The organism is Methanobacterium petrolearium, from assembly GCF_017873625.1.
GTDB lineage: Archaea > Methanobacteriota > Methanobacteria > Methanobacteriales > Methanobacteriaceae > Methanobacterium > Methanobacterium petrolearium.
On record NZ_JAGGKL010000004.1, the window covers coordinates 39717 to 59434 of the forward strand.

Below are 19718 nucleotides of genomic sequence, written 5' to 3' on the forward strand. Positions count from 1 at the left end.
ACCTGGTATTTTTCGAAAAATTTAGGGTAATATCAACCTATTTTCAGGATTTCTATTGTAAGGATTTGTATGATAATTTTTTATAGTTATTGCTAATCACTGCACCTGATATGTCTTCCTATGTTGACTTATCCCCTTGATTTAGACTATCAACCTTTGAATTATAATTCCTAGTAATTCAATCTCAATCAAGATTATTCATTTGTATACATGCAGTCATGTATGATTTTGACGGCATTTTGTGTACCATTGTACTGGGAAAACATTTTCTGTGTTTTTAATGTTCCTTCCTTTAAATCTTCATTTTTCAGTAGATGATTTATACCATCAACCAATCGGCTAGAACTTATATTCTCCATGTTCTCAACATGGGCTATTCCATAATTTTTCATTTTCATGGCATTTTTTAGTTGTTCAGGATGGTTTTGGATTGGAACCATTATACTGGGAATGCCTAATGATGCGATTTCCATGGAGGTGGTATGTCCAGCTAGGCTTACCACCAGATCTGAAAGTTTCATCCATTCCATAATATCTTCCAGGTAGCTCTTAAAAATAATATTGGAAGAAGATATTTCTTGATCTAATTCTATTTGGGGTCCGGTGACCAGAATTAACCTATCACATTCCAGATCTGGTGCTGATTGGCATACCAGATTTAAAAGTTTGTTTCCAAATTCTGATCCCCCTACTGTGACCATTACGATTTTTTCTGACTTTCCAAATCCAAATCTTTTGCGGAGCTTTTCTTTACTATCCATCTTCTTGGTATCCATTTTTAGGATAGGCCCTGTATAATGAACTTTATCACGAATTTGTGGTGGAATATCCCAGGAATTCTTGATATCCGGGATGATAATGGACTGGCACAATCGAGAAACATCTTTTATGAAACGTTGCAAACCATTCTCCAGGTACTCCATGGTCTTGTCATTTGGGTAAGCATCTTTAATATCCGGGGAAATGTCATTGCTGATCAGTACGCAGGGTATTCCCAATACTTTGCAGGTGATGGGTACAGAGTAATGGGAGTCAGAAACAACTACGTCTGGTTTGAATTCCTTGATTATGCGGGATTCATGGTATATGCTTTTTAAAAAAATGTAAGGTGCATCTATGGACTTTTTAGCTGTGTATTTCAGGTTTAATTCACCAGAACTCCCATAAAATTTGATGTTGGGCAGTTTAACAACATCAAATGTGCTGTACTCATTCAACATCTCGTAACCAGACCCATAACTTGCAAAAAGGACTTCATCCCCGTTTTGGTGAAATTTTTGAGCCAGAGCTAGTGAACGGGATGTGTGACCCATCCCAATACCGCAAGGAATTATTAACACTCTCATTTAAGCCACTTCTACCTCAACACTCTATTTTTTTAATCAAGAAACTATTATTGTCTATTTTTTTTAATGAAATTTTAAAGGAATATTCCCTTGTTTTATACAATATACCCGTTAACTATTGCCATGTAAACTAGATAAATTTTTAGAATCAATTGTGTTTTAAAATTTATTAGAATTAAATATGTTTAAAATATCACTATAAAAATCCAAAAAACAAGAAATATAAACTGTACCTATCGATGCCCTAATTATTTAATTGGAAGTATAAGATTATACATTTAAAATAATGATATTGTATTATTCCCGTGATGTTTTAGTCCTGGGACTCAATAAATGAAGCAATACTTCTAAACATTTCAAGGGAACCCTGGTTGCCACTTAAACTCCATGCTAATTTATTCCTGAGACTTCTTTTGGGTTCTTCACCCAGGGAATTTAAGTAGAAAATAGTCTGATTAAAAAGGGAGTCTGTACCACTTTCAAAGCCGGTGTTTTCATCTTTTTGGATTTCATCAATTTTTCTGCGGAAAATTCTTTTAAGATTCTTGGAAGCCCGATAGACCTCTTCTGGATCGTCACTTTCCATCTGTTTTAAGATGGTTTCTATTTCCACAAAGTCCATTCTGGAAATACCGAACACAATACCCTCTGGTCTTATGGATTGAATCCTTTTAACCCCATCATAGATACTAAAATCATAATCTACAATATAGATCTCTCCTTCACGTAACAATGTCATTAAAGATTCATTGAAGGTTTTGTCAGATGTTGCTATTCCTGATCTGGATCTGATAACATCGAGAATATCTTTTTTGGATAATTCATTACCTTCCAGTACTTCTACGATCAATTTTTTTAAATTGTAGTTTTTGGGCATGGTCACAACCATCCTTTAATTGTTATGTGATAATATGCACAAAAGGGTGTATTAAAGATATTTGTGTGTGAAACTATAAATTAGATATTATAGATATACGATGTAATGACAATTTTGTCTACAAACAACAATTATATATATTAGTTGATACAGTAATATTATTATTATAATAATATCAATCATAATAATGTTGGAGAGAATCGGGGGAATGTTATGAATTTTGTTAACGATGAAAAAGGACAAGGCGCAGCTGAATATATCCTATTATTCGGTGGCGTGATCGTGATTGCAATAGCTGCACTACTGATCTACCAATCATATATCAACCAAGCACTAGCACTAAACTCCGAACAAGACATAAGTGCTGTTCGAGAAAGTGTGCAAAACAAAAGTACGGGTTAAACACTCCCTAAAAATACTACTAATAAGAAAAGATATAAAATTTAAAAACTTACATCAATTTCAAAAAACTTATATGCATTACAAAAACATAAATAGAATTAAGTTTGTTAAATAATAAAAAAATGATGGAGGAAAACCTATGAGTTTCTTAAAAGACGAAAATGGACAAGGCGCAGCTGAATATATTCTATTGTTTGGTGGTGTAATCGTGATTGCAATAGCTGCACTACTGATCTACCAAGCATACTTCCAGAACACCGATTTCAACAGCGCTGAAGATGTTTCAAGCGTTAGGGAAAGTGTCGCAAATAAATCAAATTATTAAAACGATAACAACCAATAAATCCCCATAATATTTATTGGTTGTAAGTTTTCTTTTTTTCAAATAAAACCTATTTTTAAGAATTTTTTCAATAAATTAATTTAGAAATCCATTATTCAACTCGTTTTAGAGATTACAATTCGTATGAATTAACTTCAGTGATTAACCAAAAAGATTTTTTTAATATTTCAAAATATCTGAAATAATAAATGATTTATACAGGACACTTCAATATAATAATTATTAATGATAAAGCATGCTTGATGAATAATTATACTTAAATAACAGGCCCAAATGTTTTAAGGTGGATAAAATGGATGAAAAAGCTCAACTTAGCGCAGAAATGATATTATTGATTGGTGCCATTTTAGTAATAGTGATTGTCGCAGGTACCTTCATATACGATATTACTGATTCTATAGCTGGAAACATTACTGGAATAGTAGATACTGCCAGAGACAGCACCATTAACCGAATGTAACTGTGTTTCATTTTTAGAAAATTTTAAACTTAGATTCCCCAAACAATCGCACCTTTGTTTGCATATAATGGTTTGAACACTGTTGAGTTGGTTTTTTCAAGAACTAACTTGGCAAATGTCGAATTTTCAAATTTTCTATCAATTATTACTGCCTGATTATTATCAATTATGAATATACAAAAATCACTACTATCATCTATATAACACTTTTCTGAAGTTCCATTATCAACAAAAACCGCACAGTATGGTTTTTCGTTTTTCCATGTGATGTTTCCAGTTTCCAAATTCATTACCACATCGTTGGTGGAATTTAGATAACCATCCATCATATCTACAGTTCCAACAGAGTATGTATAATTATTTGATTGTCTTTTTTGGAAGTTCCATTCACCAAAGGTGAGTGTCCAGCGCCCAGGACCTATCATTGTATCGGTAGTGACTAAAACCATTGGTGATGGATTTTCAGGATGAGTGTATTTTAAAACCTCATCAGCCTGTTCTGATTCTAAGTTGTATTTATTTATAAGGATTTCCCTAGAAGTGGTTCTATTGAGACCTAAAATATTGTTCAATGTCTCCACAGTTTTAGTGGTATTTTTGATATAAGTATCCAGCTTAATGTAACCCTCATCCCCGCTGGTAGACAGCATTCGCATAATACCAACAGAAAGACTCTCATTATCCGTTGAAAAGGCTTTACAGATCCAGTAATCCCTGGCCGTGCTGGGAGATTTACTCTTAAATGGATACAAATCATCGTAATTTCTCACAGATAACGTTTCAATATAACCCATTCTACCATCTTCACTAACAGGACGATCTGCAATAGCTGTGTATACATGGCCATTGCTCCACGTACTTATAATAACGGTGTTATTGGCTGTGTTGTTTTTTATCCAAATTGAAGCTGCCCAGACATCATCATCAATCCCTGGAGCCAGAAAAACATCACTCTCCACATTAATGATTCCTGGAAGTAATAACACCAAAAGGATTAAAATAGAAGAGATTTTAATAAAAACAGGTTTTCTTCGGAAAATATCAGTTCTTTTGCTGTTTTTAAGCAGACTTAAATATTCAATAACAATACCTACCATTATCCCCGTACTGATCACAAGTGGGGGGATCAAGATCATGATGAATCTGACACCTTGGGTTAAAGTAGCAAAACCAGCAATGATCCATAAAACTAAAAAAGAAAATGATAACCAGTTCATTCTGTCTAGGAATTTCTGGTGTAATGAATCATTTAACATTATTCTACATATCCACAAAATCCCAAACAATCCACCAAGGATCAAATCAGCAAAATATGAAAAAAGGTCTTTAAGGGAAGGTTTACCTAGTTCAGAAACCGAGGTGTAAACATTAGGCCAATCAGACCATGTTCCACTAGATAAATCAATTAACTGTAAAGGAGAATATGTTAATTTTATAATATTAATGAATCCAGTAAAAATCACTACTAAAACTAAAGTGGTAACTATGAAAACTGAAAACCCATATAGATGATTTTTAACTATTTTACCTTTAACAATGTTCCAGATAATCTGAATTAACCAGAATACGATGATTATGTAGAACAGATACTGCCACCCATTCCAGGCAAGTGCAAACAAAAACATGGAAAATCCTGACAAAAATGAGAATAATATCACTTTTTGGGTAGATTTATTAATGTTATCGTATGCTTCAAATAAAAACCAGACCACTAACAATGGAAAGATCAGGTTAAACATGTCAGTATCAAACCACCCCGGGACTGTGCGAGCAAAATAAAAGGAAGTGATAACTGCCAAGACACCCGCAGCCACTGCCCCATACTGGTTGGTGAATCGACCCACAAATAAGTAGGCCACAACTCCAGCCAGTGGCGCTACAAATGCAGGTAACCAGAAACAAACCACAATTAAGGGTACATCTGCAAATAAGTTCACAAATTTATAGATAAATGCGGTTAAATAGGTTATGAGCGGAGGATAATCAAGGGGGACTCCAGGAGGATAATAAGAATGCAAATCCCATTGTACACCATTAATTATGGCATCACCCATGTATCCATGATCCAATAGGTTTTCAGTTAAACGGTAGTTGTAATATGAGTCCAGCTCAGACATATAGGGAATGCCGTTTTCATCCTGATAAAAAGGGGTTTCAAAATCATAAGTTCCTTCCACATTAACGGTGCCCAATCTCAGGAAAACACCAACTGAAAATATCAATAAAATAATGCATATCTGAACTAATAATTGTCTATTCATTTGAACCCCCTGTAATAATATTAGATTAAGTTTGATAAATCTCTTATTTATGAATATTGTTTTTAATCTGTTAAGAGATTGGATAAATAAGTTATGTGACTCAACACCATCCATTTGCCCCAATACAGCATAATACTCCTTTTTTAACTAAACTAAAAATATTTGGTTGTATACAATTATTTATTATAAACAATGAAGATCAAATATAATGGTAAAATAGATTAGGTAGCATACAGAAATATTATGTCACTAATCTAAGCAAAAAAAAGTGGGATGGATAAAAAAAGATCTGAGGTTATAATGTCGTTATTCAAAAATCCATGGGGTTCCAGCGAGAAAACCAATTTCAGGAGTCGCTTTTTTGGAGTGGAGACTGAAGAAGATATTAACAAACCTAAAGTTCATGAAAATGTCACTTTAGGAGTCAGTTACAAGTTCAGATCAAAACCTCCACAAATTGGTAAAAACGCTCTTTTGCGTTCCAACACAGTCATCTACAACGATGTGGAGATCGGCAACGATTTCCAAACTGGGCACGGAGTATTAGTCCGAGAAAAGACCAAAATAGGCGATAAAGTACTCATAGGGACCAATAGTGTTATTGAAGGACATGCCGACATTGGGAGTAAAATCAGTATACAATCAAATGTTTACATCCCTAAAAATAGTTATATTGAAGACATGGTATTTATTGGGCCATGCGCCTGCTTCACCAATGATCGATACCCCTTAAGAACTGATTATAAACTTAAAGGACCAGTTATAAACAAAGGAGCATCCATTGGGGCAAATTCGACATTTCTCTCCGGTATTGAAGTGGGAGAAGGAGCCATGGTTGCTGCAGGAGCCATAGTCACCCGGGACATACCTCCATACTACTTGGCAATAGGGGCACCAGCCAAAATGAAACCATTACCCCCACACTTTAAGACTTTAAATGATATCTAAGTTCGTTAATTTTTAATTTATTCCTAGATTTCTCTTTTTTCAGGATCCATCTTTTTGATATATTATCCTCTTTTTGTAAAAACTTATATCCTTCTTATCTCCTAATTCTAATCATGGAAGTATCTTTGATCATACCCATGTACAATGAGGAAGATAATGTCCTCATCACACTTGAGGAAGTTAAAAAGGTCTTAAAAACCTATGATAGTTATCAGATCCTGGCAGTAAATGATGGAAGTGGTGATCAGACTTTACAATTACTGGAAGAATTCGCCAAAGAAAATCCAGAATTAGAAGTTTTAAACCATCCCGTTAATATGGGAATGGGAAGAGCCCTCCGAACAGGGTTTGAAAAGGCAGAAGGTGATGTGATCATCACGTTGGATGCTGATTTAAGTTACGACCCCAAATATATCACCGAACTCATCCATGAACTACGTGAAAATCACTTAGACATTGTCATCGGATCTCAGTACATGGATGGAGGGGAAACTGAAGATATCCCGTTTATCCGCCTCTTTGTAAGTAAGATGGCCAATAAAATAGTGGGATGTGCTCTGGACGAAAAGATAAGTACAGTAACCGGGATACTACGTGCTTACAGAAAAGAAGTTATTGATTCCATAGAGATTGAATCTAGCGGGACTGAAATCAATCCGGAAATTCTTTCAAAAGCAATAGCCATCGGTTTTGAAGTTAAAGAAATTCCTGTAAAACTTAAAGGGAGAAAATTAGGAGAATCAAAGGTTCAATTCAGATCCACCACAACATCACACCTATTATTCACTTTCCATGAAAGACCAATGATGCTATTTGGAGTGATTGGCCTCATTCTGTGCCTTATAGGGATCATCATCGCCATATACTTATTCTACGAATATTTGATTGGAACCCTAGATCCAACCAGACCTCTAATGTTTGTTATGGTTTTACTGATAATTTCAGGGATACAGATCCTCATGTTTGGATTTGTTGCCACCCAGATCAGTCTCTTAAAACGTGAAATTTACGTGATCCAGAAGGAAAATAAGTTATTAAGAAAAAAATTCAATAAAAAAGACTCACAATGAATTAGTATAGAACTTACTTTCTTTTTGTAGAATTTTTTAATCAATTCGTTGACAAATTTGGTGATTTTAAGTTCTCTGAAATATTTTTCAATGATATCTCTTAGTTGTTCTTGTGTTTTCTGTGAACAATAAGGATAAATATATTCTTAATATCTTTCCAGATGAATTCTATAGAATTGAGGTTGAGTATTATGATAGTAAGAATACTATTCACTCTTAAGTTTTTCTGTATGTTTCAGTGTTCAATTTGACATAATAAGATCGGAATTTATCAAATATGGTCATTATGTAATTATAAGGGTTTTTAACTATTCGAACTCTTAACTCCTCTTTCCGAGAGTTTTGATTGAGATCAATTTTGTTGTCATTTGTTAACTGAAGCCAAATTTACTGGTGAATTTTTTGTTTTTTAGTAATACTAGATCAGGCAAGTGCCAACATCTTTGAGGTTAATCAAATGTATTATTTAGAAATAATAACATACAACAAATAGTCATCTAAACACAGCAAACTAAAAGCAAAATCATTTAAAAGTAAGGGACTAAAATTATTCTATTAATCTCAAATAAATGGTTTTTAAATATTCTCTAACATTTTCTGGTAATATCTGCACACTTTTCTGCATTAAAGACAATAAAAAACCATCAAAAGAGATTGGAGGGTATCCCACATCTATCAATCTCTGAAAAGATTCTTCTAAATTTTTATTTCTATTATGTCTTTTTTTATTGTATTTTGGGAAAAAGTATTTAATCAATTCTATTATAAATTTGTCAGTATTAACGATTTTTTTTCTTAAAAAATAATCATTACACTCTACTATATTGAACTTAATGCACCTATAAAAAACATAATCTGCGGGAATATGATCAACTTCAAATTCATTGTCGATGAAAATTAAATCATTATCATGCGATTCAATTAAATTACCAATCGTGTAATCAATATCAGTTTCCTTTAAAAGCGGATAACCTTCATCATCAACCATTTCCGAATAATTAATCGTTAATTCATTGTAATATAATTTCAATATATCTAATATTTCTTTTTTCCAATTATCTTTAAATAGAGATTTATAAACATTGAAAATCATTAAATTTCCTTTTTCCCACTTTCTAGTGCCGACTTTATGCTTTAGTTTAATTCCATTAGTTTCTAAAATGATATCTTTATCAGTCCCCATCATCCTTTTTTTCTCAACAATCATTGGATCTATATTTAAAGTGGTTATACATTTAAATTCATCTTTCCGATTAACAGAAATTTTTTTAATAATCCATTCCTGAGATAATGTTTTAGAGTTATCCTTACTCGCAATAATCAAAAAAGAGTTAGCAAATTCTTTTAATAATCCTGCTTCAGATAATGTTTTAATTGCCAGACCCTCATGAAAGTTATAGTTCCTTGGGATACTTTGAGATTTAAATGGTACCTCTATCCAGTTATGAAGATAATAATCTCTTTCATCACCTCTATCGCTTATTATGGTGTTAGCAAATTTATAATCCGGAAAACAATATAAAAATGAAATGTTGGAAAACCCTGCATCTTTTAAGAGAGACTCAATTTCTCTTTTACTAAATGTTATTGGACCTTCATCAGGATAATCCTGGATACTATCAAACACTTTTTCGGTATGATCTTCTGGACTCCCACTCCAATATTTAAGTCCTATTTTATTTTCTATACCTACTATTAAAAGCCCGGATGTTTTCAGAGCAGATTTTAATTGTTTCAACAAATACATACATGAATCTCTAGGAGCAAGTTTTTTATCATAATATATTGGAGCATATTCTAAAACACCTATGGCTGTTACAATATCATAAGATGCACTAAATTTAATGTTACTGAAATTAGAACAATACACATTTACATTATCCAAATCTTTGCATCTTTCACGTGTGATTCGTGCTCTAAATGGGCTTCCATCAACAGCATCTACTTTTTCAAATGTTTCTCCAAGATATCGTGTAATGGCTCCACAACCACATCCTAACTCCAACACTTTAGCATTTTTGGACAAATCCAACACATTAAAAATGTTTGATCTACCAGTGCCTAAATGGTAATAAGAAGGCCAATCTTTTACCCACTTTATAAGTTCAGATGAATGATTACTAATATCTCCAGAGTTTTTTATGGCGTTTAAAACGTAAACCTCATTTTGGACTCCATCAGAGTAATCAATCGTGTGAGATTTTTCATGATAAAAAACGTTACTTATGGCATCTAATTGAAAATCTGACAAGCTAATTTTCTCATTAATATGATTTTTACTCATTTCATGTCCCCTAATTAAGAAATTTGCCCGCTATAAAGTTAGAGGTAATCCCGTTATCAAAGCACCGCGCGACGTTTGATAAGGAAGGAGTGAAAAGATTTGGCTCCATAAGTTTAAAGTGATTTAGATATCCATACTTCTCCATAAGATACCAAAAATTCCCTAACTTTGGTATATTAGACCAGTATTATATAAATAATCCCATCATGCAATATCTAAAAAGAGTTTTTATTTGACCAAAATAATGAGAAATTATTTAAAGAAACAAAATCATCTACTTGTTAAAATAATCTTTAATTGATAAACTTCCCTAGAATCTGTTTAAAAATGAATCTATCTTCTTTAGTAAAGGTCCTTAAGACCATCAAAACAATAAAATAAGATAAAACTGCGAAGAGTATTACAAGAAACAAATTGATTTCTCTAAAATAAAACACAAGGATACCCATTATTAATGAAGCTATTAATGGTTTTATAAAAAGATTGTATAATCTAAGTTTTTTGAAGTAGTTACTAATGAAAATGATGTAAAGAAAATATAAAAAGATTTCTGATAACACTGTTACAATGCTTGCGCCAACATAACTTAATGAAGGAATCAAAGCGATGTTTAGAAAAATGTTGAAAAGTGCTGCCAGAGTAACACCAAAAGTACGAATACCTTGTTTATTGATTGAAGTCAAAAGTGTTCCTGTTATGCTACTCACAAGCCTAATTGGGATAAAAATCGCTAAGATTTGAAATGCAATTACTGAATTTGTATAACTACCTCCATAAAATAATTCAATAAACTGATTTGCAAGTACAAAACATCCCATAGCTACTGGAAATCCTATTATTATCATATATTTAGAGATTAAAATTGTAAAAGTTTCTAAAGAATCCCTAGAAGATATAAAATATCTGGACATCACAGGATAAATTGCAGATACAACCATAGTTGATATGATAGTTCCAAATGAAAGTAAAGGATTATAGGCAGCATTATAAATTCCAACAACAGTAGCATCCTTCATGAAAGAAAGTAAAACTGTATCTATCTTAAAAAAAAGAACACTTGCAACCGTGTTTAGACCGAATGGTATGGATTTTATAGTGATTGTCTTCCATAACAAGAAATTTACACTGGGTAGTGGTTTTGAAAGTTTCATCAAAACTAATGAAAAACTAATTATAACATTGATTGCACCAGCCAACACATAAACATATGCCAATCCATCTAACCCATAACCCCAAAAAATAACCAAAAATCCAAATAAAACGATTATGATCTTTTCAATAATTGTTAAAAATGCTACATACTCCATTTTCTCAAAAGCTTGAAATATAGACATGAAGAATAGGCTAAAAGATGTTAAAATAGCATAAATACCAAAAATATAGACCAAATATACTACATTCGGAGGATAATGCATTAAATTAATGAATAATATAATCAGAGCAAAAGTTAAAAAAGATAATAAAACTTTTATTATTGAAATGTTTGTGATATATTCATTTGTAAGTTTTTTATCCCTTGCAATCTCTCTTATCACAAATTGACTGATTCCAATATCTGCAAAAACAACAAATAATGCTGAAAATGAGAGTGCAAAGCTGAATACACCAAAACCAGCTTCTCCAAAGTATCTTGCAATATAAATCAAAAATACAAATACTAATAATGAAGTGAAAACTTGTGATATTCCAGACATCCCAACATTTTTTGCTATTCTCTGGACTGTATTCATTTTTTCCCTTTATTAATCAATAAGAAATAAAAAAATTATTTGATGTAACCTAAATAAAGTTTTTAATAATATAATTTTAGAATTGTTAATTGTTACATTTTGAAAGACAAATTTTCGTGTTCTGTATTCTATTCTTTGCACCGAATAATTTAAATACCCAATAGCTTTCTATAAATCTTTTTAGTGGTTTTTGGATCTGTTTAAGGTATGTATCAACTTTAAATCTTGACAAAATTCCAATAGATGTAATCCTACTTGATAAAATCATCAGATAAATATGTTCAATACCTTTAGAAAATATATTGTTTATGTTTTGTAGAATTTGTTGAACTATGTTCCGCAAACTCACAACTAACTGGTGTGAGAACCGATAATCTTAAATATTTTCTTTAACAGACCACAATTAGGTTTTTTTACAGATATTTGAATGATGATTCATTCTCCTTAACAAACAAAAATATGTAAGTATTTATATTTAAATTAATCTGTTTAAAGACTCAAATATTGTTATAAATCGTATATAATAATGCATTTTTAAAAACCATTACCAAATATTCCTATGAATACATAAAGTGAAATAAAATCATTTCCAAATAAGAAAACTCTAATTATTATAAATTATCATATTGTAAGTGAAGTTGGTAACTATGAACCCAAATGTTACTATTATAATTCTGAACTGGAATGGTTGGCAAGATACAATCGAATGTTTAGAATCTGTTTTCCAAAACGATTATCCCAACTATAACGTTATTGTTGTAGATAATGATTCTAAAGATGATTCAGTCAATAGAATAAAAAAATACTGCTCAAATAGAACTAATCACACCTCAAGGATCAATTGTCTTGATACTAAACTGTCAGTATATGAAGAAAAAGATTTTAATTCCATTAATCTGGATGTAGAAAAAGAAAAGAATACAAATTTAATTATTTTCAAAAATTCCGAAAATTATGGATACGCTAAAGGAAACAATATAGGAATGAAAATTGCATTAAAAGTTTTTAACCCAGATTACATCTTATTGTTGAATAACGATACTATTGTTAATAAAGAGTTCTTAAAAGAATTAATTATGGCTGTGAAAAAGCATGAAACTGTGGGAATATTTGCACCCAAAATATTAAACGCCAATAATCCCAACATAATTGATTCTGCGGGCCATATATTTAGGTGGGGAAGAATCGTTGATAGAGGTTCTGAAAAAGTTGATAAAAACCAATACGATGCTAAAACTGAAGTAATCGGTGCTAAAGGAGCTGCTTGTCTTTACAAACGCGAAATGCTAGAATCTTGGCCTATTTAAAGAAGATTTGGTTACTTTATATGAAGACGCTGAATTATCTTGGAGAGCTAATATAAACTCATGGAAAGCCATATATGTTCCTAAATCCATCATATACCACAAAATTGGGAAGAGTATTAAGAAAGAAGACTCAAAATTATTGTATTTTCAAAGGTTAGGTATCAAAAATATTACTTTAACAGTTAAAGAATACGGGACACTTGATCAAAAGATAGTATTCAGCTTTGTATTCTTAAACTTGATAATAAGTTATATAATTTTAACTTGTTTAATTAATTATAGAAAATTTATTAGATTGATGAGAAAAACGGAATAAATAGTAAACCTTTTTTTAATCTTATTAATAATATTAAACTCCATCATCCCTGGAACTAAAATATTGATAGATACCTATAATATTCAACATATGAATTAAATTATCCAAAAATCTAAATCAAACCCATAAAAATACGAATTTACACATAAAACTAAAATTAAATAAGGACGTGCAGATGAATTTAAAGCTGAGTATTATAATTTTAAACTGGAATGGTTGGCAAGATACAATCGAATGTTTAGAATCTGTCTTCCAAAACAATCATCCAAACTATAATGTTATTGTTGTAGATAATGATTCTAATGACGAATCAGTGCAAAAAATTAAAGAATATTGTAATGGAAAAATAAAAATCAAATCAACATTTTTTAGATATGATCCTAACAATAAGCCCTTAGAAATCTTAGAAACTGAACCTGATAATAATTTTCAAAGAAAAAAGATTGTTGAATCTTCATCCCCCACACTTTTTTTAATTAAAAATAATAAAAATGAAGGATTTGCCGAAGGAAATAATATTGGAATAAGATATGCCCTGAATAATTTGAATCCAGATTATATCTTACTTCTAAATAACGATACAGTGGTAGATAAAGAATTTTTAGTTCAAATGTTGAAGATCTCTGAAAACAATGATAAAATTGGAATCACAGGCCCAAAAATCTATTATTATGACGAACCAAACCGGATTTGGTTTGCAAAGGGCAAAATTTCATGGAAATTCTGTCGTGGACTTAACACTGGTCACAACGAAATTGATGTGGGACAACATGATCATGTTACAGAAGTGGAATATGTTAGTGGATGTGCATTTCTTATAAAAAAAGAAGTGGTTGACAAAATAGGGCTATTTGACAAAAGATTTTTTCTATACTTTGAAGAGATAGATTTGGCATTAAAAGCATCTAAAATTGGTTATAAAAGCTTTTTTGTGCCGGGGGGGAAAATTTGGCATAAAGTATCTAGATCTGGGGGTGGGATAAAGGGAAAGGTTGGATTATATTACATAACTAGAAATAGGTGGTTGTTCATGAAAAAATGGGCAAAAAAAACTGATTTTCTGTTTTTCGTTATTTATCAGACCATTGGGGCAATAATATTTCCTATATCTTTGAGTATTTATTACAAAAATCCTAAACTATTCTTAGCTTACTACAGGGGCATATATGATGGTCTTACTACAATAATCAACGATTTTTAATCTGATTTCCATATAAATTTATTAAATTCTCTGTTTTTTTCCCTAAAATAGTTGAATATTCCCCTATTATTTTAAATGAATTATTTCCAAACTTTTTTCTTAAATCTTCATTTTCAATTAGAATATTTAATTTCTTATTTAATTCCTTTACGTTCTTAGGAGGTACGATGAATCCATTTACATCTTCTTCAATACCTTCTGACATCCCCCCAACATTTGTAACAATTATAGGTAGACCACAAGCCATAGCTTCCATGACAACTAACGGTGGTCCTCCACCTTCTGTATAAGATGGGAGTACAAAAATGTCTGCAGACTGGTAGTACTTGTGAATCTTATGATGTTCAATCATTCCGGTAAATATTACCTGATTTTCAATGCCCATTTTAGTTAAAATCTTTAACAGATCTTCTTTCTTAGGCCCAACACCTACCACCATAAGTTTAACATTCTTATTTCCTGCATTGAGCTGGGAAAACGCATTTACTAACTCAAATATCCCCTTAAATTCATCTAAATATCCTACGAATAAAAGTAAAATGTCCTCATCTTTGATGTTAAATTTTTCACGGATAATTGTATTTTTTGTCGGGTTAAATCTATCTGTATCAACTGCATTTCTTATAACCACAATTTTATTATTATCATTTACCATTAATCGCATTTTTTTAGCTAAATCTTCACTGACAGCTATGGATCTAAAGCTAGAGTTTAAAGAATATGATATAAAATAATTAAAAATTCTGCTATTTTCAAAGTTGTTAATATCCATACCGTGTGCAGTTATAAAAAGGGGTTTATGCATAATTTTGGATACAATAGATGCCATAAACCCTGTGGGAATAACAGAATGTGCATGGATAATCTGGATTTTGTATTTCCGTATTATTTTGATTAAATTGAAGAATAAAGAAATAACATACGTTACCATTCGAAAAGTATCCATTAAACCATGAAAATGAACAAGAGCCCTGAATTGTTTGGGTTCAATCCATCTGAATCTATGAATGTGAATACCTTCCATGATCTCCTCATAAGGTATTCCATGGTTATGTTGAGTAACTACATGGATTTCAAACCCCTGATCCGCCAGGGCTTTAACTTCGTCAAATATAAATGAACCATAATAATCTCCCAAAAATTTAGGGAACATGGTTGTTACAATACATATTTTCAAGGTTTTTTGCCCCTATAAAACGATCAATCACAATCTTCATATTATATTTTTAGTAAATAAACAAATTATTTCCTCTGGTAGATGGTTACATCTCCAAATCTTTTGATAGCTTTGTAGTTGGTGAAATTTATTTCTCCCCATGTGAAGAAATAATAATCAGGATTTGTTTTATTTAATTCTCGGTCATATGCCTTCCTATCTTCTTCAGTGAAATTGGCATCTTTAGCACCCAACAGTATCGTTGTATTATTTCGGAATGTGGGCATCTTCCCAACATCCATCTGCAGATGCCATGCAAACATGGCCCAAAAATCAGCATATATTACTTTAGACTTGTAATTAGGGTCATGGTCCATTAACCAGTTACACGCACTACTCACTTCTTCATTAAACACTTTATTACCCATGTTAGCTGTTTTAATGGATTCAAACTGAGCAAATGTAAATGTGATCATAGACAACACTAAAATTGCTGAAAAAATGTATAATGTTAAATTTTTCTTTTTATAATTGAATCTGAACCTTTCGGTGGAAAAACTTACTGCCCGTGCTAGGAAGTAGGCCAGGGGTGCCACCATAAAGATGAAATAACGGTGATCCTTGATGACATAAACACTGTGGAATATAAAGAATGTTGCAAACCATGATAAGAAAAGAAGATCCATACTCCAATCACAACCCCATTTAAAAGAGACCTTATAAACAAGGTATATGATTGCAAAGAAAAGGATTTCGCTAATAAAATAATGTACTTTTCCAAATGTGATTAAAAAAACTGCTAATAGTCCGAAAATCAAGGCTAATAATAATCTGGTTTTAGTCACATCCCCCCTAACTTTACTCCAACTTAAAACCCGTATTTTATCCAAATTCTTGTATAAATGGAACAATAAAGCGAATAATGTGAAAAATATGATTAATAGGGCACTATTTCCCAGATAATAAGGAGAATTCTTAACAAAATACAATTGATCAGGGTTATATGCAAAATGTACTGAAGTGCTCGACCCTCCTGATGTTGTAAAGAAACTCATGAAAGGATAGATGGGATTACCCAACCTTACATAGAAAAAGAGCAGAACCGGTATTATTACCAGTAAACTCAAACCCATTCCCCACATAATATCTTTAGGTTTTTTTATCCTGTTCCAATTCATCAAGATACAAGCAAATATGGGGAATATGAGCAGAGCCATATTATACTTGGTTAAAACAGCCAGCATTGCCACGGAAAATGCCAAATAAAAGAATTTAGAGTTTCTTTTAACACCCAGATACGTTAAATACAGTGCCCAAATTCCGATGGATACGCTGGGAATGTCATTGTATCCAACAGCAGCATATATGAGGATTAGAGGAGATGTTGCATATAATAAACTTCCCAAAAAGCTGATCAATGGCGTGAAACGTTCTTTTAAGAATAAATAAAACCCAATACATCCTATTACGTATAAAAGTCCGTCAATGATCAACATAGGCGCTATACTTAACCCATCAAACATGAAATATATGGAAGTTAAAAAGGGGAGTAAAGGTGGTCTGAGGAGATCTGAATATCCATACCCTTTACCTGCAAATAGTGCAGCATTGGCAAGTAAATCAAAGGTATCATAGGCCGGCCACAAATACAGATGCATGATGACACGCCAATAAGCAATCAGACCAACTATTAAAATTAAAAGAATTAAAAACACCCATTGAGCATGCTTTTTTTCAAATTTTTCTAACATCAAGAAACCTCTAAATAGTTCTAAGATCGTCTTTTGTAAATTGTTATAACTCCAAAATGTTTTATTTGTTGGTATTCTGTGAAGTTAGACATTTCCTCAAAAGAAAAGTAATAATCTATTTTATCTCTGTTTAACTGAGTTTCACAAGATCCTGTTGTGTCACATAATGGCATTTGCAGGACATTAGTTCTAAGATACCAACTTAATTGTGGGCATCGCTCTGAACATATCATCTTACTATTATATTGATGATCATCATCTTTAAGCCATTGGCTGGCAGCTTGAACATCGTTTGAAATACATCTCATCTGTGATTCATTATCAGGTATCTCATGTATGGAGAATACAGCTGACGATATGATCATAACCACCAGTACTATTATCAACATCCTGTATATTAATTTTTGATAATCCTCTTTTAATGTCCATAAATTTCCAATGTAATTAAAGGCTAGTATTAAAAAATAGCTTAAAGCAGGTGCCATAGTGACAAAATAACGGTCATCTTTAACTGTGTAGATACTGTGAAATATGAAAAAGGCCATGAACCATGATATAAAAAGAAAATGGAAGTCCATATCCTGAATTTTTTCCCCTTTTAAGATAGAGTAAACTAAAAGGAGTACTATGAAAAACAGGACTTCACTTAAAAAATAATTGATTTTGGTAAAACTTAAAACAAGCAAAATTAGTAAAATAATTAGCGATACCATCGTAAATGTCATATATTTTGTTATTTTATATTTATTAACTCCCTTAAATTTCGATTGAAGCGTGGAAAATTGAGTTATTGTGTAGGATATTAAACTAAAAATGAAAAACAATACAATGGTTATCCCTCCAGGCCCCATATAATATAAAATATTTTGCAGGAAGTATAGCGGATTTGGACAGTAATATACATATGTGGTTGCCCAAGATTTCTGAGTTGTGTTGTAAAACGTTTCAAAAGGATAGAATGGATCACCAAATTGTCCATGAAAAAATAGAATAACCATGATTCCGGGTAAAAGAGATAACAAAATGCCCCCAATCATAGGTTTAATGGATAAACTCTTACGATTTATAATCAGATAAAATAACATAGGAAAAACAATGAATCCTGCAGGATAACGCGTTAAAAATGCCAGCACTCCCAGGGGGAATGATAAATAAAAAAACTTTGAATCTCTTTTTACCGCTAAAACGGTGGTGTATAATGCCCATATACTCAGAGCAACACTTGGAATATCTGAAAGTCCGATTCCTGCAAATAGTATAACTACTGGAAATGTAGAGAAGAGTAAACTACCAAAAAAACTTATTATTGGCTCAAATTTCATCCTGAAAAATAAATATAATCCTACAGCTCCAAATACTAGAAAAAATGCATCCAAATAGTATATAGTTGATTCATAAACAAATCCCAACCTGAATAGTAAGGATGTTAAGAATGGTAAAAAAGGTGGGCGTGTTAATTCGGTGTATCCAAAACCCTGTCCTGCAAAGTACATGGCATTGGATAAAAAAGCATAAGTATCCCATACTGAACCTATTTCTATTTGAATTAAAACACGATAATAAGCCAGTGATGCCACGATTAAAATAAGAATTATAATAAATATATATTTATTATTACTCTTACAAAATGAACCATTCAACTTCATATTAATCAATTATTCAAAAGTAAACCCTTTCATTCATTCTGGGTATCATGGCCATCAGAACACACTGTTCTGTGTTACCAGTGCGGTCCAAAAGTCCTTTACTAAGATGGCTTACTGCCCCCTTCTTTTGTCCCAACTTATTAACACCAGTGACCTCATCCATAACATCCCCCACTTCAATACCTTCCAAAACCTTCTTTATCACCATTGGAGGGTATTCAAATCCTGCACTAACCCCCAAAGTAGTCTTTTCACCATCATAAATAGCACACCACTGCAGGTCCAGATATCCAGTTAGGCTATGGGGTACCTCCAGTAGGCCAGACTCAATACCTACTGAAAGGTCAAATTCATCCGAAAACGCGTTTTTCGCCCGATTAATAGCACCTTGAATGGTTATATCCAATCCAATGGGCTGGTCAGGTACCCCTGAATCTACGTGTTTTGCCTTGACATCCGTTTTGGGATATATCTTCCCGAGAATGTTTTGAGTGGCCTTCAGCTTCACCGGGTTTTTTGATGCCACCACAACTTTAATCCAAACCCCCCATGATGTTCATAATAACTCATATGATTAAATAAATCTATATGATTAATAAACTTATATAATATATTCATAT

16 protein-coding genes are annotated in these 19718 nt (G+C 32.0%); 7 read left to right on the plus strand and 9 right to left on the minus strand.

The annotated features are described in order from the left end of the window. Positions 1 to 194: 194 nt before the first annotated feature. On the minus strand, positions 195 to 1346 hold the full coding sequence (locus J2743_RS04565; protein ID WP_209625391.1) for a UDP-N-acetylglucosamine--N-acetylmuramyl-(pentapeptide) pyrophosphoryl-undecaprenol N-acetylglucosamine transferase: 1152 nt from the start codon (positions 1344 to 1346) through the stop codon (positions 195 to 197). A gap of 313 nt (positions 1347 to 1659) precedes the next feature. Next, positions 1660 to 2223 (minus strand): hypothetical protein, encoded by a 564-nt coding sequence (locus tag J2743_RS04570; protein ID WP_209625392.1) that lies wholly within the window; start codon positions 2221 to 2223, stop codon positions 1660 to 1662. Positions 2224 to 2436: 213 nt separating this feature from the next. Here J2743_RS04570 and J2743_RS04575 point away from each other — a divergent pair, with 213 nt between their 5' ends. From J2743_RS04575 to J2743_RS04585, 3 genes are all read left to right on the plus strand, one after another. Further along, positions 2437 to 2625: a class III signal peptide-containing protein gene (locus J2743_RS04575; protein ID WP_209625393.1), complete on the plus strand. Its 189-nt coding sequence runs from the start codon at positions 2437 to 2439 to the stop codon at positions 2623 to 2625. 139 nt (positions 2626 to 2764) lie between these two features. Beyond that, positions 2765 to 2950 (plus strand): Flp family type IVb pilin, encoded by a 186-nt coding sequence (locus tag J2743_RS04580; RefSeq protein ID WP_209625394.1) that lies wholly within the window; start codon positions 2765 to 2767, stop codon positions 2948 to 2950. A 310-nt stretch (positions 2951 to 3260) separates the two neighbouring features. Beyond that, positions 3261 to 3428, plus strand: a complete 168-nt coding sequence (locus J2743_RS04585) for a class III signal peptide-containing protein (protein WP_209625395.1) — start codon at positions 3261 to 3263, stop codon at positions 3426 to 3428. Positions 3429 to 3457: 29 nt separating this feature from the next. On the opposite strand, the gene J2743_RS04590 is transcribed toward J2743_RS04585, so the two are convergent. Then, positions 3458 to 5689, minus strand: a complete 2232-nt coding sequence (locus tag J2743_RS04590) for an STT3 domain-containing protein (RefSeq protein WP_209625396.1) — start codon at positions 5687 to 5689, stop codon at positions 3458 to 3460. A 300-nt stretch (positions 5690 to 5989) separates the two neighbouring features. Here J2743_RS04590 and J2743_RS04595 point away from each other — a divergent pair, with 300 nt between their 5' ends. Both J2743_RS04595 and J2743_RS04600 read left to right on the plus strand, forming a co-directional pair. Beyond that, positions 5990 to 6637 (plus strand): acyltransferase, encoded by a 648-nt coding sequence (locus tag J2743_RS04595; RefSeq protein ID WP_209625557.1) that lies wholly within the window; start codon positions 5990 to 5992, stop codon positions 6635 to 6637. Positions 6638 to 6762: 125 nt separating this feature from the next. After that, complete coding sequence (locus J2743_RS04600; RefSeq protein WP_245248049.1) at positions 6763 to 7707, plus strand: glycosyltransferase family 2 protein; 945 nt, start codon at positions 6763 to 6765, stop codon at positions 7705 to 7707. A gap of 547 nt (positions 7708 to 8254) precedes the next feature. Here J2743_RS04600 and J2743_RS04605 read toward each other — a convergent pair. Both J2743_RS04605 and J2743_RS04610 read right to left on the minus strand, forming a co-directional pair. After that, positions 8255 to 9991, minus strand: coding sequence for a class I SAM-dependent methyltransferase (locus J2743_RS04605; RefSeq protein ID WP_209625398.1), 1737 nt, complete (start codon positions 9989 to 9991; stop codon positions 8255 to 8257). A 293-nt stretch (positions 9992 to 10284) separates the two neighbouring features. Next, a complete protein-coding gene (locus tag J2743_RS04610) occupies positions 10285 to 11721 on the minus strand; it encodes a flippase (protein WP_209625399.1) in 1437 nt (478 codons plus the stop codon). A 647-nt stretch (positions 11722 to 12368) separates the two neighbouring features. Between J2743_RS04610 and J2743_RS04615 the strand changes: the two genes are divergently transcribed. Continuing rightward, complete coding sequence (locus J2743_RS04615) at positions 12369 to 13028, plus strand: glycosyltransferase family 2 protein (protein ID WP_209625400.1); 660 nt, start codon at positions 12369 to 12371, stop codon at positions 13026 to 13028. A 491-nt stretch (positions 13029 to 13519) separates the two neighbouring features. Then, positions 13520 to 14545, plus strand: a complete 1026-nt coding sequence (locus J2743_RS04620) for a glycosyltransferase family 2 protein (RefSeq protein ID WP_209625401.1) — start codon at positions 13520 to 13522, stop codon at positions 14543 to 14545. Here J2743_RS04620 and J2743_RS04625 read toward each other — a convergent pair. The 4 genes from J2743_RS04625 to yjjX form a co-directional block, all read right to left on the minus strand. Further along, positions 14532 to 15722 carry a glycosyltransferase gene (locus J2743_RS04625; protein WP_209625402.1) on the minus strand — a complete coding sequence of 397 codons (1191 nt, stop codon included), beginning with the start codon at positions 15720 to 15722 and terminating at the stop codon, positions 14532 to 14534. The two genes, J2743_RS04620 and J2743_RS04625, sit on opposite strands and share 14 nt — an antisense overlap. 65 nt (positions 15723 to 15787) lie before the next feature. Further along, positions 15788 to 17452: a glycosyltransferase family 39 protein gene (locus J2743_RS04630; RefSeq protein WP_209625403.1), complete on the minus strand. Its 1665-nt coding sequence runs from the start codon at positions 17450 to 17452 to the stop codon at positions 15788 to 15790. Between the two features lie 20 nt (positions 17453 to 17472). Continuing rightward, positions 17473 to 19098: a glycosyltransferase family 39 protein gene (locus J2743_RS04635; RefSeq protein WP_209625404.1), complete on the minus strand. Its 1626-nt coding sequence runs from the start codon at positions 19096 to 19098 to the stop codon at positions 17473 to 17475. A 13-nt stretch (positions 19099 to 19111) separates the two neighbouring features. Beyond that, entirely contained in the window at positions 19112 to 19627 is a 516-nt protein-coding gene (gene yjjX, locus J2743_RS04640) for an inosine/xanthosine triphosphatase (RefSeq protein WP_337972156.1), read from the minus strand. Positions 19628 to 19718 lie beyond the last annotated feature (91 nt).

What these genes read in the sequence shown, in the direction of transcription:
- J2743_RS04565 (WP_209625391.1), bottom strand. Translation starts at nt 1,346, where the DNA reads ATGAGAGTGTTAATAATTCCTTGCGGTATTGGGATGGGTCACACATCC.
- J2743_RS04570 (WP_209625392.1), bottom strand. Translation starts at nt 2,223, where the DNA reads ATGCCCAAAAACTACAATTTAAAAAAATTGATCGTAGAAGTACTGGAA.
- J2743_RS04575 (WP_209625393.1), top strand. Translation starts at nt 2,437, where the DNA reads ATGAATTTTGTTAACGATGAAAAAGGACAAGGCGCAGCTGAATATATC.
- J2743_RS04580 (WP_209625394.1), top strand. Translation starts at nt 2,765, where the DNA reads ATGAGTTTCTTAAAAGACGAAAATGGACAAGGCGCAGCTGAATATATT.
- J2743_RS04585 (WP_209625395.1), top strand. Translation starts at nt 3,261, where the DNA reads ATGGATGAAAAAGCTCAACTTAGCGCAGAAATGATATTATTGATTGGT.
- J2743_RS04590 (WP_209625396.1), bottom strand. Translation starts at nt 5,689, where the DNA reads ATGAATAGACAATTATTAGTTCAGATATGCATTATTTTATTGATATTT.
- J2743_RS04595 (WP_209625557.1), top strand. Translation starts at nt 5,990, where the DNA reads ATGTCGTTATTCAAAAATCCATGGGGTTCCAGCGAGAAAACCAATTTC.
- J2743_RS04605 (WP_209625398.1), bottom strand. Translation starts at nt 9,991, where the DNA reads ATGAGTAAAAATCATATTAATGAGAAAATTAGCTTGTCAGATTTTCAA.
- J2743_RS04610 (WP_209625399.1), bottom strand. Translation starts at nt 11,721, where the DNA reads ATGAATACAGTCCAGAGAATAGCAAAAAATGTTGGGATGTCTGGAATA.
- J2743_RS04615 (WP_209625400.1), top strand. Translation starts at nt 12,369, where the DNA reads ATGAACCCAAATGTTACTATTATAATTCTGAACTGGAATGGTTGGCAA.
- J2743_RS04620 (WP_209625401.1), top strand. Translation starts at nt 13,520, where the DNA reads ATGAATTTAAAGCTGAGTATTATAATTTTAAACTGGAATGGTTGGCAA.
- J2743_RS04630 (WP_209625403.1), bottom strand. Translation starts at nt 17,452, where the DNA reads ATGTTAGAAAAATTTGAAAAAAAGCATGCTCAATGGGTGTTTTTAATT.
- J2743_RS04635 (WP_209625404.1), bottom strand. Translation starts at nt 19,098, where the DNA reads ATGAAGTTGAATGGTTCATTTTGTAAGAGTAATAATAAATATATATTT.